10 protein-coding genes, 1 tRNA gene and 1 pseudogene are annotated in these 13136 nt (G+C 47.7%); 6 read left to right on the forward strand and 6 right to left on the reverse strand.

Annotation, left to right across the window (positions count from 1 at the left end):
- Positions 1-215 precede the first annotated feature (215 nt).
- Positions 216-470: a multiple stress resistance protein BhsA gene (bhsA, locus tag KKH3_RS06040; RefSeq protein WP_039356952.1), complete on the forward strand. Its 255-nt coding sequence runs from the start codon at positions 216-218 to the stop codon at positions 468-470.
- A gap of 90 nt (positions 471-560) precedes the next feature.
- Here bhsA and KKH3_RS06045 read toward each other — a convergent pair whose 3' ends face one another.
- Both KKH3_RS06045 and KKH3_RS06050 read right to left on the reverse strand, forming a co-directional pair.
- Positions 561-1949, reverse strand: coding sequence for a heavy metal sensor histidine kinase (locus tag KKH3_RS06045; protein WP_039356954.1), 1389 nt, complete (start codon positions 1947-1949; stop codon positions 561-563).
- An 8-nt stretch (positions 1950-1957) separates the two neighbouring features.
- On the reverse strand, positions 1958-2653 hold the full coding sequence (locus KKH3_RS06050) for a heavy metal response regulator transcription factor (RefSeq protein ID WP_012885296.1): 696 nt from the start codon (positions 2651-2653) through the stop codon (positions 1958-1960).
- Positions 2654-3136: 483 nt separating this feature from the next.
- On the opposite strand from KKH3_RS06050, the gene KKH3_RS06055 reads away from it, so the two are divergent.
- From KKH3_RS06055 to KKH3_RS22425, 5 genes are all read left to right on the forward strand, one after another.
- Positions 3137-4030, forward strand: coding sequence for a LysR family transcriptional regulator (locus tag KKH3_RS06055; RefSeq protein WP_039356958.1), 894 nt, complete (start codon positions 3137-3139; stop codon positions 4028-4030).
- Between the two features lie 190 nt (positions 4031-4220).
- Positions 4221-4598: a DUF1330 domain-containing protein gene (locus KKH3_RS06060; RefSeq protein WP_039356961.1), complete on the forward strand. Its 378-nt coding sequence runs from the start codon at positions 4221-4223 to the stop codon at positions 4596-4598.
- A 61-nt stretch (positions 4599-4659) separates the two neighbouring features.
- Positions 4660-5736 carry an alpha/beta hydrolase family protein gene (locus KKH3_RS06065; RefSeq protein WP_039356964.1) on the forward strand — a complete coding sequence of 359 codons (1077 nt, stop codon included), beginning with the start codon at positions 4660-4662 and terminating at the stop codon, positions 5734-5736.
- 147 nt (positions 5737-5883) lie between these two features.
- Positions 5884-6126, forward strand: coding sequence for a Sec-independent protein translocase subunit TatA (gene tatA / locus KKH3_RS06070; protein WP_039356967.1), 243 nt, complete (start codon positions 5884-5886; stop codon positions 6124-6126).
- 13 nt (positions 6127-6139) lie between these two features.
- Positions 6140-6442: a helix-turn-helix domain-containing protein gene (locus KKH3_RS22425; protein ID WP_072034509.1), complete on the forward strand. Its 303-nt coding sequence runs from the start codon at positions 6140-6142 to the stop codon at positions 6440-6442.
- Positions 6443-6577: 135 nt separating this feature from the next.
- Here the strand turns inward: KKH3_RS22425 and KKH3_RS06075 are convergent, their stop codons facing one another.
- The 4 genes and pseudogenes from KKH3_RS06075 to KKH3_RS06090 form a co-directional block, all read right to left on the reverse strand.
- Entirely contained in the window at positions 6578-7849 is a 1272-nt protein-coding gene (locus KKH3_RS06075) for a tyrosine-type recombinase/integrase (protein ID WP_039356970.1), read from the reverse strand.
- A gap of 161 nt (positions 7850-8010) precedes the next feature.
- Positions 8011-8086, reverse strand: a tRNA-Asn gene (locus tag KKH3_RS06080).
- A gap of 142 nt (positions 8087-8228) precedes the next feature.
- The gene (locus tag KKH3_RS06085) at positions 8229-9491 is read right to left on the reverse strand and encodes an MFS transporter (RefSeq protein WP_039356973.1); all 1263 of its coding nucleotides are present in this window, start codon (positions 9489-9491) and stop codon (positions 8229-8231) included.
- 340 nt (positions 9492-9831) lie between these two features.
- Positions 9832-12953 (reverse strand): annotated as a pseudogene (locus tag KKH3_RS06090) (beta-galactosidase).
- Positions 12954-13136 lie beyond the last annotated feature (183 nt).

Genomic DNA, 13136 nt, shown 5'->3' on the forward strand with positions numbered 1-13136 from the left:
ATGAATTAATGGTAATCCATTGATAGGGTCGAGATGCTGACATTTGGCTGACATAGCTGTCAGAATTTATACTGATAAGCGATTTTATAAAAAAATAATTTTTTTCTTCCTGACAAAAATGTTATTGGATGGTCATGCGTATGTCAGGTACGCGATCATATTATGGCTGCGTTAAATAGGTTTTCCTAGAATAGTGAATTTATTAAGGTGGTTATATGAATCGTATTAAATGTATCCTTTCTGCATGTGTTATTCTTTCTATTTCAACCAGTGCCTTTGCTGCTAAGAGCGTGACCTCGGATGAGGGCTTAACAAAGATTGGCGTTGTTTCAGTGCGTAGCGCTTCTACGCTGGATGATCTGGAGAATAAAGTTGCTGATAAAGCAAGTAAGGCTGGGGCTAGTGCTTACAGAATTATTTCTGCCCACGGGAATAATAGCCTACATGGCGTTGCAGTTATTTATCGATAGTTAGTATATATCTATTGAGTATGTATGATGCAAAGGCGATAACATTAGTTATCGCCTTTGCATTATTGGTGCTTGCAACGTAAATCTCTTTTACTGCTCTTTTTCGTGTGGAGCAATGGATAGAGAAAAGCCGAATGTATTGATACCATCCTTACTTTTAGCAAATACATCCCCGTGGTGCATTAACGCGATAGCGCGGACGATCGAGAGGCCCAGTCCATGATGCATATCACTGCGGGAACGTGAGGCGTCTACACGATAAAAACGTTCAAATAGACGGTTCAAATGCGTATTTTCAATAGGCTCTCCTTCGTTAGCGACGGCTATATGGGCCAACTCACCAACCTTTTCTATTGTTACTGTTATTTCGCTGTTTTCAGGAGCGTGTCGTGCGCTATTTTCTAATAAATTAGCAAGAGAACGATGAAAAAGTCTACGATCGACCTGAACCAATACGTCACCATCAATACTGAGGGTGAGGGCTTTTTCGGCAAAGGAAGGTTCCACGTATTCCGCAGTTTTTAACGTTTCCTCACGCAGCGACACCTCGGTTAATTGCTTAGCAAACTGGCCCGCCTGAGCATGAGAAAGGAATAGCATGTCATTGACAATCGAGGTCATTCGCTCGAGTTCTTCGAGGTTAGACTGGAGTAAATCCTCCCACTCGCGGGAGGTACGCTTTCGCGATAGTCCAAGTTGAGTTTGGCCAATAAGATTGGTGAGTGGTGTCCGTAATTCGTGGGCGACATCAGCGTTAAAACTTTCTAGCTGTTTCCAGGCTACCTCCTGACGGGCAAGAACACCGTTAAATGAGGTTGCGAGTTTTTGCAGTTCAACAGGTAGAGCTACGGTATCAAGGCGACGGCTATTATCTCCAGGGGCAAGGGTATGTGCTTGTCTGCTTAGGTAGTTAACTGGCCGCATGCCAATACGCGCAATAACGAAACCCAACACCGCAACTAACAGTACACCGAGTACAGTAATAATGATTAACACCCGAGTAAATTCGTTTAGCGTACCCAAGTAAGGGGTGGAATCAATCGCTACTGCGGAACGCAGAGCTGGACGTTCATCACGCGAGGGGATATCGGTAATCAATAGGTAAAATGAGCGGGTATCTTCGTTGTCGGGCATTTTGGTAAAACCACTTTTTAATTGTGCCCAATTGACGCCACTTGGGAGTGGGGAACCTATGCGATAGCGGGGATCCTCACTGAGGATCCAATATTGTGCTTTCCCACCTTCGACTTGAATGAGATTGTCGAATTTAGCCTGAATCATTTGCCAGTCTTTTGGCGTGGTTAGCGAGGTTAAATAGGGGGCGATTAGCGAGTGGCGAAATTGCAACTCTTTATGCATTTGGTTACGCAACGATTCATGCAAAGAGTTGTGGAGTAGGACGGCGTAGCCGGAAACGATCACCATAGCAGCCAAGGCGAACATCAGCGCTAGGCGGATGGATATAGAGAGTTTCGTCATGGTTTAGCTCATTGATCAGCTTGAGGCGTGGGGCGATTTTCTAACACATAGCCCATTCCCCTGACGGTATGGAGCAGTTTCACTGTATAGGGGGTGTCCACTTTGGCTCTTAGTCGCTTGACAGCCACCTCTACCACATTGGCATCGCTATCGAAATTCATATCCCATACCTGCTCGGCAATCATCATTTTCGACAGTATCTCGCCTTGATGTCGTGCTAGCAGGCTCAGTAACGCGAATTCTTTAGCTGTCAGTTCCAGACGTTGCCCTGCACGAGTTACGCGTCTTGCCAGAAGATCGAGATGCATATCATCAATATGTAGCTGTGTGACATCTGCACCGTCACTGACTCGGCGACGCAGTAGCGCCTGAATCCGAGCGACAAGCTCAATTAAAGAAAAGGGCTTTGACAAATAATCGTCAGCCCCATGCCGTAATCCTTTCACGCGCTCATCGACTGAGCCGCGAGCTGATAGCATTAGCACTGGTGTTTGTTTATGGAGGCGTAATCCTTCCAGTACTGAGTATCCATCTTTTCCCGGCAGCATAACGTCCAGAATTATGGCGTCATAGTCGTACTGAACTGCGAGATGTAAGCCTTCTATCCCGTCGGCAGCTATATCGACCATATAGCCTAGTTCGCTTAGCGCTCGGTAGATATAAGATGAGGTTTTCTCCTCATCTTCAACTAGTAGTAATCGCATGTTACCTTTCTCTATCATGTTATTTTTGCACCTATCTGCGTTTTTCCACAGTATAAATGCCTCAATCCAACGCCAGCCTGACTGTCCCCTGACATTTATGACAGCCAGGTTAAGATGTACCCAATTCAAGTAAAGGTAAGAGGGCGACTTCCTGTTTCAGGCAGATGACGATTTACGCTTAAACGCGAGAATATTGAGTCGCTGATGATGTAGCAGTATGCGGGGATAAAAAGGAATCGTATTGCCAGATTTGATTTAATTATTGCCTATTTCAGCAGGATTTAGTGAATCATGATCATAATAAAAAGAGATAAAACTAATCTTTTAGATGATTGATTATAGTGTCTTTTTTATGAGCTTGTTTATTTTTGAATGCATGTGAGAATATGGCACAATTTACGATAAAATATACAGAAGTTGATATACCTAAAAGTTTTGTTCAGTGTAGATCAGCATGTCGGCTTACTAAGGTAGGATATCTGAATGAAAAAAGGTGATTTTAGTGATTTTGCCGTCTTTATTGCTGTAGCTGAAGAGGGTAGCTTTACGCGAGCAGCTGCAAAACTTGGGCTGTCACAGTCGGCACTGAGCTACACAGTACGCATGCTTGAGCAGCGTCTTGATACACGCCTACTCTCCCGAACCACCCGTAGCTTATCGCTAACGGATGCAGGGGAGCGACTACTCCATGCGTTAAAGCCGGCATTTGAACATATCAACCATGAAATTGCGGCCCTCAGTTCCCAGCGAGGTAAGCCCGCAGGGACTATCCGTATCACCACGTTTCGACATGCCGCCAGAACGGTACTCCTGCCAGCACTGACTCCATTCTTACACGATTACCCAGATATCATGGTCGAGATCAGTGTTAACGAAGGGCTGACTGATATTGTTGCTGGTCGGTTTGACGCCGGTATTCGCATGGGGGAGCAGGTGCAGAAAGATATGATCGCAGTCAGAATAAGTCCCGATATTCGTATGGCTGTGGTTGGTTCTGCCTCCTACTTTACGGCACGAAAGCCCCCCAAAACGCCGCGTGAGTTGAGTGAACACCGTTGCATCAGTTACAGACAGAGTTCAGGTGGCGGTATTTATGCTTGGGAGTTTGAAAAGGAGGGAGATGCGCTGGAGGTTCGTGTTAACGGGCCGTTGATTATCAACGATAACGAAATGTTGGAGGATGCGGCGCTAAGCGGATTGGGCCTGGTTTACACTTTTGAAAGCCATGTTATTCAGCATATTACTGCAGGGCGTTTAATCCGAGTCTTGGAAGATTGGTGTCCACCTGTCTCAGGTTACCATCTTTACTACCCCAGCAGAAAACAACATACACCAGCCTTCGCCCTTCTGATTGACACACTTCGCTACAAAGGCTAGTAGAGTATGAACTCTCAGTTAACTAGGTTGTGAATCTGCGTACTGTAGCCTATTCATAAAATTCCTTTCTAAGTGCATGCAAATTATTGCCTCTAATCTAACCAATTTTTTCCGGTTATTCTCTCCTCAATTTACGACTACCGACGACCTATTTTCGTCGCATCAATAACCACACTGGGGAGTTTATATAATGAAAAAATGTTTTATCGGTGCGATTGCTGCTATGAGTTTGGTATTTTCTGCCATGGGACACGCACAGGAGATTCAACCACGCGGATATATGATCGCAAATTATGATATTAAAGATCAGGCTGGTTTTCAGAAGTATATGGATGCAGCCGGATCGTTGGCACCGAAATATCATGGCACCGTGACTGTTTTTAATTTAAATGCAACCGCTGTGGAAGGGCATCCAAAATCAGTCATGGCCATTGCTGAATTCCCAAGTCTTGCAGATGCACAGCGCTTTTATAATTCCCCTGAATATACCGCAGCCAAGAAATTTCGCATTGCATCGACGGAAGGGTCCGTAATCCTTACTGAAGGATTCGTGCCGCCGAAACAATAGAAGGCAATTGCCTCATGGTTTAACGGCAACTCACGTTTAGATAGGAAATAAGGAGACTAACATGCGTCATAATAACGATACCAAAACTGTACAGGAACGGTCCCTTTTACAAAGTCGTCGACAGATGTTGAAAACAGGTCTGTCTCTTGCTGCACTTCCGATTGTTGCTGCAGTCTCTTCGGGAGTGGTGGCCGCGAGTGCCTCTGCAGCCACCACCGTAACGACTACGAATGACGCTACGGCCGATACTGCATCCGATGCATTTATCAACGGATTGGCTGACTTAATGGCGCACTCGACTCGTACGCCTATTTTGAGATGGCCAAACGAATATGGTATGGAATTTGAGGAAATATTTTTCCCTGCCATCGATGGTGTCACTGTCGAAGGTTGGTTCATTCCCGCGAACTCGAATAAACTTATCATCTGTAACCACCCCATGCCGTGTAATCGTTATGGCTATCCTGGGCACTTAGAACCCTGGACCAATTTTGGCGGTTTCGAGGTGAATTTCCTGCCAGAATATAAAGTGTTACACGATGCAGGCTATAACATCATTGCTTATGATATCCGTAATCATGGGCGTAGCGGGTTGGGAAGCGGTGGTGTTAATGGGCATGGTGTACTGGAATATCGTGATGTGATTGGTTCTTTACGCTATGCGAAAACGCGTTCTGAAACGAAAAAAATGAAAACAGCGCTTTACAGCCGTTGCTTGGGCGCAAATGCCACGATTGTGGGGATGCACAAGCACCCGAAAGATTTTGCACACGTTAAAGCATTATTTGCTTTGCAACCTGTGACGCCGAGGGTGTTTGTTGAGAAAGCAGTGGAGGCACAACACATTGTTAATGGCGTAGAGAAATTCGATACCGCATTCCACAGAAGAACCGGCTATCATCTGGCTGATGTCTGGCCGATGGAATATGCTAAAGCAGTCACGGTGCCAACGTTGGTTGCGCAGGTTCGCAATGATTTTCTGACTAAGCCCTCGAATGTGCAGGAAATTTATGACACGATATCTGCCACGGATAAAAAGTTGTTCTGGATAGAAGGAACCGATCAGCGTTTTCAGGGCTACAACTATTTCGGTAAAAATCCAGAAGTGATGCTTGATTGGTTTAATAGTCATATCTGAATAAGTAACAGGATTTAAGTTCAGCGCAATATCATTAATAGCCTGTGCTAATTTAATTGGCTAGGTGGATTTTGGTTTTCGCGCTGACCCTGTTCAATATAGAGTTATGTTATTCCTGATTAAGGAAAGTTAACTGATGAGGTATCTATGGGTGGCATTAGTATCACGCAGCTATTAATTATCGCGGCAATTATTATTTTACTCTTTGGGACGAAAAAATTAAGCAGTCTGGGTGCTGATTTAGGGGCATCGATTAAAGGTTTTAAAAAAGCAATGGATGAGGAAAATGACAAAGCTACATCTGCTGATGAAAGTAGCAAGCTCCCCCCATCTTTGAGCGAGCATCATCTTAACGATCTACCGGACGAAACCTATAAAAAAGACAAGTGAAAATCACTTTCACTTGTTAACCTGCGAAGTCGGTAATGGCTCGATTCGTAAACGATTAACATTCGCTCGAGTGAATGTAGGATTAAAACAGGTCGAGCTCGGTTGTGTCGCTGGACTGGATGAAGAAACGTCGAGTTCCCGCGTAAGCCAATATGAAAGGGAAGTCAGTTCGCCGGATTTTAGTCTGGTTTGCCGATTTGCGGCTGTGCTGGAAGCGTATTTCTATGCTGTTGATGAGGATCTAGCAACGTTAATCTTGCAGTACCATCGTTATAATAAATGCAACCCTAATTCTACGTTGTTGATTACCCCGTAATAGACTTTTATTCATGTATCCAGTCTGAACAGTTTACTGACATTTCTCGATTTTTTTGAAATGCTGGGGAAAAACTTTCTCGCAGCCTTAAAAGCAGATCCTTCTATCAGGATCTGCTTTTAAGATAGTTATCGATCAGGCAGCTCCAGTTGTCTTATGTTGTTGAGCATAAATGTATGGCGCAACATATCTTTCTCGGTTGGTATCCAGATAATCCGACCACCACTGCATCATCGCTTTACGGGCATCGAGATATTCCGCTTTATGGATGTAAGCTGCTCGAACACTGTTGCGTTCCTGATGGCTCATCTGCCGTTCAACCGCATCCTGAGCCCACAGCCCAGATTCCATCAGCGCACTGCAGGCCATTGCTCTGAATCCGTGACCACAGATGTCGCTTTTTGTGTCGTAGCCCATCTGGCGCAGTGCCTTGTTGATCGTGTTTTCGCACATCGGCTTATACGGATTATGATCACCGGGAAATACCAGCTCCTGATGCCCAGATATTTCCCGTATCTGTTTCAGAATAGTGATGGACTGACTGGAGAGAGGAACGATATGCGGTGTGCGCATTTTAGCGCCACGCCCGGAATAGCGAACACTGGGGATAGCCTTGCGATTGGCAGGAATAGTCCAGATTTTGTTTTTGAAATCGATCTCAGACCAACGGGCAAAACGCAGTTCGCTGGAACGGATGAACAGATGCAGGGTGAGTGAGACTGCCAGACGGGTCAATTCTCGTCCTTGCTTATAGTCCTCGATGCGAGTCAACAGCTCCGATAGTCGCTCCAGCGGAAGGGCTGGGTAGTGGCGTTTAACCGGAGGGGCGATGATACCGTCCAGATTTGCCGCCGGATTGTTATCTATCAACTCCTGATGCACGGCATGGCGCATGATGTTGCACATATGCTGTCGGGAACGTGCCGCCACTTCCAATAGGCCTTTTTTCTCAATCCCTTTCAGCAGTTCTATAAAATGACGTGGTTTTAGTTCAGAGACAGGTAAATGCCCAATGATCGGAAAAATATGGTTATTCATGCTGGCGAGCAGACGGACGGCATGATTTTCAGACCATGCTTTGTTGCTTTTATGCCAGCTCAGTGCAACAGACTTGAAGGTTTCTTCTGGCAACGCAGTGGCTCTTTCAGCAGAGCGCTGTTGTGCCGGGTTGATATTCTGCACCAGTAGCTTACGGATACCGTCACGCTGTTGACGAGCATCAGCCAGAGAGACATCAGGATAGGCACCTAAGCCGAGGCGGGATTCTTTTTTATTGATACGATATTTGAGATACCAGAGACGTGAACCGCCTGGATTAACCAGCAGATACAGACCATGAGAATCGGAAACTTTGAAGGGTTTAGCAGATGGTTTTAAGTTGCGGATTTTTGAGTCGTTAAGAGACATTTGGGGGTCACTCCGTCATCGAACCAACTTGACCCCAAATCTGACCACCAAATTCTCCCGATGCAGAGGGAAAACTGAAAATGCATCGGGAAGACTTTTCACGCTAACTTATTGAATCTGAATCACATAGGGATTCGCAAAGCGGCATGAAAACAAGAATTTGGCTCCTCTGACTGGACTCGAACCAGTGACATACGGATTAACAGTCCGCCGTTCTACCGACTGAACTACAGAGGAATCGTGTGAACGGGGCGCATGATAACGGCGTGTGTCGTGCATGTCAAAGGCATAAACCACAAAATTGCACTGTTCGGCGATAGAGTGTGCAATCTGCCGATATTTTTGGCAAATATCGGCATTTTATCGCGCCCTGCCATCGCTAGAGTGTATTCAGCGGCGCTTTCTGTTTATCAGAAAAGGCATACAACGGCCCTTTTCCTGACAGGGTAAATAGGGATATCGCGGTAAAGGAGAGGGCGATGCCGCCTAAAATCAGGTAAGTGCCATGAAAACCGATACTGTCATACATATTGCCAGCAAAGATGGACATGAAAATGATGGATACCTGTTTAAAGAAGCAGAAGCACACCAGATAAATCGTCGCGGAAAAGCGGACTTCAAAGACCGTGGTGATGTATTTGAAGCAGCCGACAATCAGGAACGGCACTTCAAACATGTGCAGCGTTTTCAACACAATCACTTCCAGTACGGAACTGGCAAAGGCCGAACCGATAATGCGCACAGACATAATGGTACCGGCAATGAGCAGGGCGTTTTTACCCCCGATACGGTTCACAATCAGCGGTGCGAAAAACATGATGCTGGCATTAAGCAATTCACCCAGCGTGGTGACGTAGCCAAATACCCGCGTTCCTTCCTGCCGGGTCTCGAAAAACGAGGTGAAGAAGTTGGCAAACTGCTGATCGAACACATCATAGGTACAAGAAACGCCAACGACATAGAGCGTCAGGAACCAGATTTTGCGCTCTTTTAGCAATTCGACTGCCATCTTCAGGTTGAACGGTTTCTGGTTGGAGCCTACTTGATCGGCAACGAGAGCGCTGGAGGAGGCTTCTGGTTTAGCCAGCAGCAACAGGATAGCGAGGATAACAGCACAACCGGAGCCCAGCCAGAAAACAAACTGGTTATTGATGGTAAACATAATCCCGACGATAGACGCGCAGAGCGCCCAACCGAGGCAACCGAACAGGCGCGCACGGCCAAATTCAAACTGGCTGCGGCGGCTGACTTTCTCGATATACGCCTCAATCGCGGGTGCGCCACCATTGTTGATAAACCCCAGGTAAATTCCGCCGGCGATGGAACCTAAAACGATGTTGTATTTTAATAGCGGACCAAAAACATAGATAAAGAACGGAGCAAAAAACACCAGCATGATAGTAATAATCCATAGCAGGTGTTTCCTTAATCCTAATTTATCTGACAACAGGCCAAATATCGGTTGAAACAATAGCGCGAAGAAAGATATACAGGCGAAGATAATGCCCGTGTCGCTTTTGCTTATTTGATTAATATCGTGAAGCCAGATAGGAAAGAAAGGGAAATAGGCTCCCATGATAAAGAAGTAGAAAAAGAAAAACAGGCCGAATATCCAGAAATTTTTATTATGTAGGTAGTACATGTTATTTTCTCCGATATGTATATATCCGCAGCGTTTATTTTGACGGCGGATATATACTTGCTGGATACCATCACGATGGAAAGAGGCGGTATTCCCGTCATACTTCAAGCCGCAGGTGTGTTGGCTACGCTCAAATACTCGGCCCGTCGTGGGCATCGCTCTAAAGGGCCGCGGCTAGCAGCGTTCAAATCTGCTCCTGGCAGCGTTGTCACCGAATCACTTACTTGAGTAAGCTCATCGGGATGCCTTCTCTTGCCGCCTGCCTGCAACTCGAATTATTTAGCGTAGATACCCGCTCTCTTTCGTTGTTTTTTAATACTGTATTTTCATATCAATATGGTTAGCTTTGCTGAAGAGCGACGCGATAGTGATAATGCGTGGCCGTGAGTAAATCATCGCGATGAACGCTAGGGCTCCAGGAGTCATCGCCACCTATCCCCATGTGGAAGCCATCCAGATTGAGCCAAACGCCTTTTTCCTTTTCTAATAAATGATGGTGGGTACACGTCATCAATTGTGCTAGCCCGTAGCGGCTTAACCCAAAGTGGAAGTTTCCGGCGATCGTCCATTTGCCATAGGTCAGCGTGCGTGTATTGCAGCGCAGCCCGTTTTCCGTCGGGAAAATGTAAGGTGTGTGAAGATCATCCAACGGCAGATTCCAATGCCCATGCTGTGCCGCGAGCTGTCGGTCTGGGTAATTTTCATGTGGCCCAAGCCCGACCCAACTGACCTGAGGCGCGACGTCGGCTAACTGGCAGCTCAAGCCCACTCTGGCCAGTGACGGCAGCACCGTGGCGGCATCAACATCGACATCCACGGTCATCACGCCATGTGCATCAACCTGCCAGCGCTTTTTACTCCGTAGCAGGATCTGTCCGGCATGGCGGAATACGTGCTCAGTAACAATGTGCACGGTATCGGTGAGTTGTTCAGCCTGAATAGCAACACACTGCGTCTGTAATTGATAAAGCCCGGCTGATTTCCAACGTTCGGCCCAGGCGCGCGGATCGATACGATCGACCTCGCTGATACCGATGTCGTTATCAAGCGGTGCCCGAACAAACTGATCCTGCAAGGGGGTTAACAGTGTTGGAGTATCCGTCGTCCACCACTGTTCCAGCCAGCCGCTTTGTCGGTTAAAGCGCCAGTGCTGTTCGTCCTGAATGATGTCAACGTACGCCTCGGACGAGTGCAGAACAGGTGGTTTCTTCTGTCCAGAACAACGTGCTTCAGGAAGATGAAGCGGTGTAGGAAGTTGCCACTGATCCCAGGCGCAGCGGTGATTGGCTTCTGACCAGGCGGTGGCTTTCGGCTGTACGACTTCAACATTAAGCCAAAGCTCTCCTGCACGCTCGACAGTGGGAAGGGCTTCCAATAGCGTCAGAGTCTGAGTGGCCTGCGGAGCGAGCATCAACGGTAATGCACCTTCTGCGAGCGTCTTATCATTCAGCGTAATGCTCCAGTTCAACTGCTCGTTGTCCGTATGGCGAAACAGATATTCACTGGTGACGCGCAGCTCACATGGGGATTCTGCCTGCCAGGCGAATTGAATGTGCTGCTGTGCTCGCTGGGCTTCATACAGGCTGGGATGCGGGGTGCGATCGGGAAAAAGCAGTCCGTCCAGACAGAACTGGCGATCGTTAGGCATATCGCCAAAATCTCCGCCATATGCCCAGTAGGCGTTGCCTTGTTCATCATGGCGGGTCAGCGCCTGATCGACCCAGTCCCAGATGAATCCACCCTGTAACCGAGGGTACTGGCGGAATGCCTGCCAGTAGCGGGCGAATCCCCCCAGATATTGCCCATTGCGTGTGCGTACTCGCAGAGGATGAGTGGCCGATGTTCGTCCGGCATGCTGACCCATTTGGTAATTGACCATTTGGGTACGCTGGGGAAGGGCTGATCTTCATCAACGCGGGCGTACATTGGACACACAATGTCAGTCGCACGGCTATTCGCACCGCCGCCTTCGTAATGCACAGGGCGAGTGGGATCGTGGCGTTTGATCCACTGGTAGAGTGCATCATGATTTGCGCCGTAGCCGGATTCATTCCCTAATGACCAGATAATGATACAGGGATGATTGCGGTCGCGCTGTACCATCCTTGATACGCGCTCGCTGTAGGCCGCCAGCCAGACGGGATCGTCCGACAGACGATTCATCGGCTGCATGCCGTGTGTCTCAATGTTCGCTTCATCTACAACATACAGACCGTAGCGATCGCACAGCCGATACCACAGCGGGTGGTTGGGATAATGTGAGCAGCGTACGGCGTTAAAGTTATGCTGCTTCATCAGCATAATATCGTGCCGCATCGTGTCTTCATCCATGACCTGGCCGTGCTGAGGATGGTGTTCGTGACGGTTAACCCCGCGAATCAACAGCGGTTGACCGTTCAGCAATAGCAGGCCGCTACGGATTTCAACTTTTCTGAAACCGACATCATAGGCTTCCGCTTCGACCAGTTCGCCTTCTACTGTTTCCAGAGCGATAACGGCGCGATACAGGTGTGGCAGTTCGGCGCTCCACAGGTCGGGTTGTGGTACGTCGATACGGAGAAAAGATTTGTCATGATAGGCACCGCGTTCATCGACATTATCGCCGCCGAACGCCTGGTGCGTGTCGCCAATAAGTCTATTACCGCGCCAAAGCTGTGCGTGGATACGGTGGTTTTTAGCTTCGGCTTCAGAGAGCGTTGCCTTCACCTGAATATCCAGCGTACCGTGGCGGAAATCGGCGCTGAGCGGCGTAGTGAGCTGGATATCGCTGAGGTGAATCGTCGGTTTATGCAGAAGCGTGACGTCGCGGAAAATACCGCTCATACGCCACATGTCCTGATCTTCCAGATAGCTGCCGTCAGACCAGCGTAGCACCATCACCGCCAGCCGATTCTCTCCGGTCGTCAGATAGCAACCAATATCAAATTCCGCAGGCAGACGACTATCTTGCGAATATCCCACCCAATGGCCGTTACACCAGAGGTAAAACGCGGAGTTGACACCGTCAAAAATAATCCGGGTTTGTCCGCAACGGATCCAATCGTGATTGACCTTAAAAGTGAGCGAATAACAACCCGTGGGATTATCTTCTGGTACATAGGGTGGGTTAACGGGGATCGGGTATTTTACGTTGGTGTAAATCGGGGTGGCATAGCCCTGTAGCTGCCAATTGGCAGGCACTGGAATCGTACTTGAATCAGGCAGATCTTGCTGTAACCAGCTTTCTGGTACGGCTTCCGGGCGGGTGAAATAGCTAAACGTCCATTCGCCATTCAGACGACGAAGCCGCTGAGAAGGTTCATCTTGTTGTGCGGCAGCCATGCTGCGCCAGCTGTTGAACGGTGAATGTGCGGGTAGCCGCTGATAGTGGGTACAGGCTGGATTCTCCCAGTCGCGTCGGGCAAGGATTTCTTGCAGCGTAGCACGATGGCGTGCTGGATACGATAAAACGGTATCGCTCATGATGGCTTGGCTCCTGAACGTTTTTGAGTCTATTTCTGCAATTGAGTTTTAATATTGTTATCCGCTCACAATTTCTGTTGCTCATAACATATCGACTCGTTATGGCGAGTAAAGAGGAACGTGACAATAAAGTGGAAGCGATCACAAAGATCGTTTGTAAAATGAATGGAAATACAGTGAATT

It is taken from the genome of Pectobacterium actinidiae (genome assembly GCF_000803315.1).
In the GTDB taxonomy this organism is placed as follows: domain Bacteria; phylum Pseudomonadota; class Gammaproteobacteria; order Enterobacterales; family Enterobacteriaceae; genus Pectobacterium; species Pectobacterium actinidiae.

What these genes read in the sequence shown, in the direction of transcription:
- bhsA (WP_039356952.1), top strand. Translation starts at nt 216, where the DNA reads ATGAATCGTATTAAATGTATCCTTTCTGCATGTGTTATTCTTTCTATT.
- KKH3_RS06045 (WP_039356954.1), bottom strand. Translation starts at nt 1,949, where the DNA reads ATGACGAAACTCTCTATATCCATCCGCCTAGCGCTGATGTTCGCCTTG.
- KKH3_RS06050 (WP_012885296.1), bottom strand. Translation starts at nt 2,653, where the DNA reads ATGCGATTACTACTAGTTGAAGATGAGGAGAAAACCTCATCTTATATC.
- KKH3_RS06055 (WP_039356958.1), top strand. Translation starts at nt 3,137, where the DNA reads ATGAAAAAAGGTGATTTTAGTGATTTTGCCGTCTTTATTGCTGTAGCT.
- KKH3_RS06060 (WP_039356961.1), top strand. Translation starts at nt 4,221, where the DNA reads ATGAAAAAATGTTTTATCGGTGCGATTGCTGCTATGAGTTTGGTATTT.
- KKH3_RS06065 (WP_039356964.1), top strand. Translation starts at nt 4,660, where the DNA reads ATGCGTCATAATAACGATACCAAAACTGTACAGGAACGGTCCCTTTTA.
- tatA (WP_039356967.1), top strand. Translation starts at nt 5,884, where the DNA reads ATGGGTGGCATTAGTATCACGCAGCTATTAATTATCGCGGCAATTATT.
- KKH3_RS06075 (WP_039356970.1), bottom strand. Translation starts at nt 7,849, where the DNA reads ATGTCTCTTAACGACTCAAAAATCCGCAACTTAAAACCATCTGCTAAA.
- KKH3_RS06085 (WP_039356973.1), bottom strand. Translation starts at nt 9,491, where the DNA reads ATGTACTACCTACATAATAAAAATTTCTGGATATTCGGCCTGTTTTTC.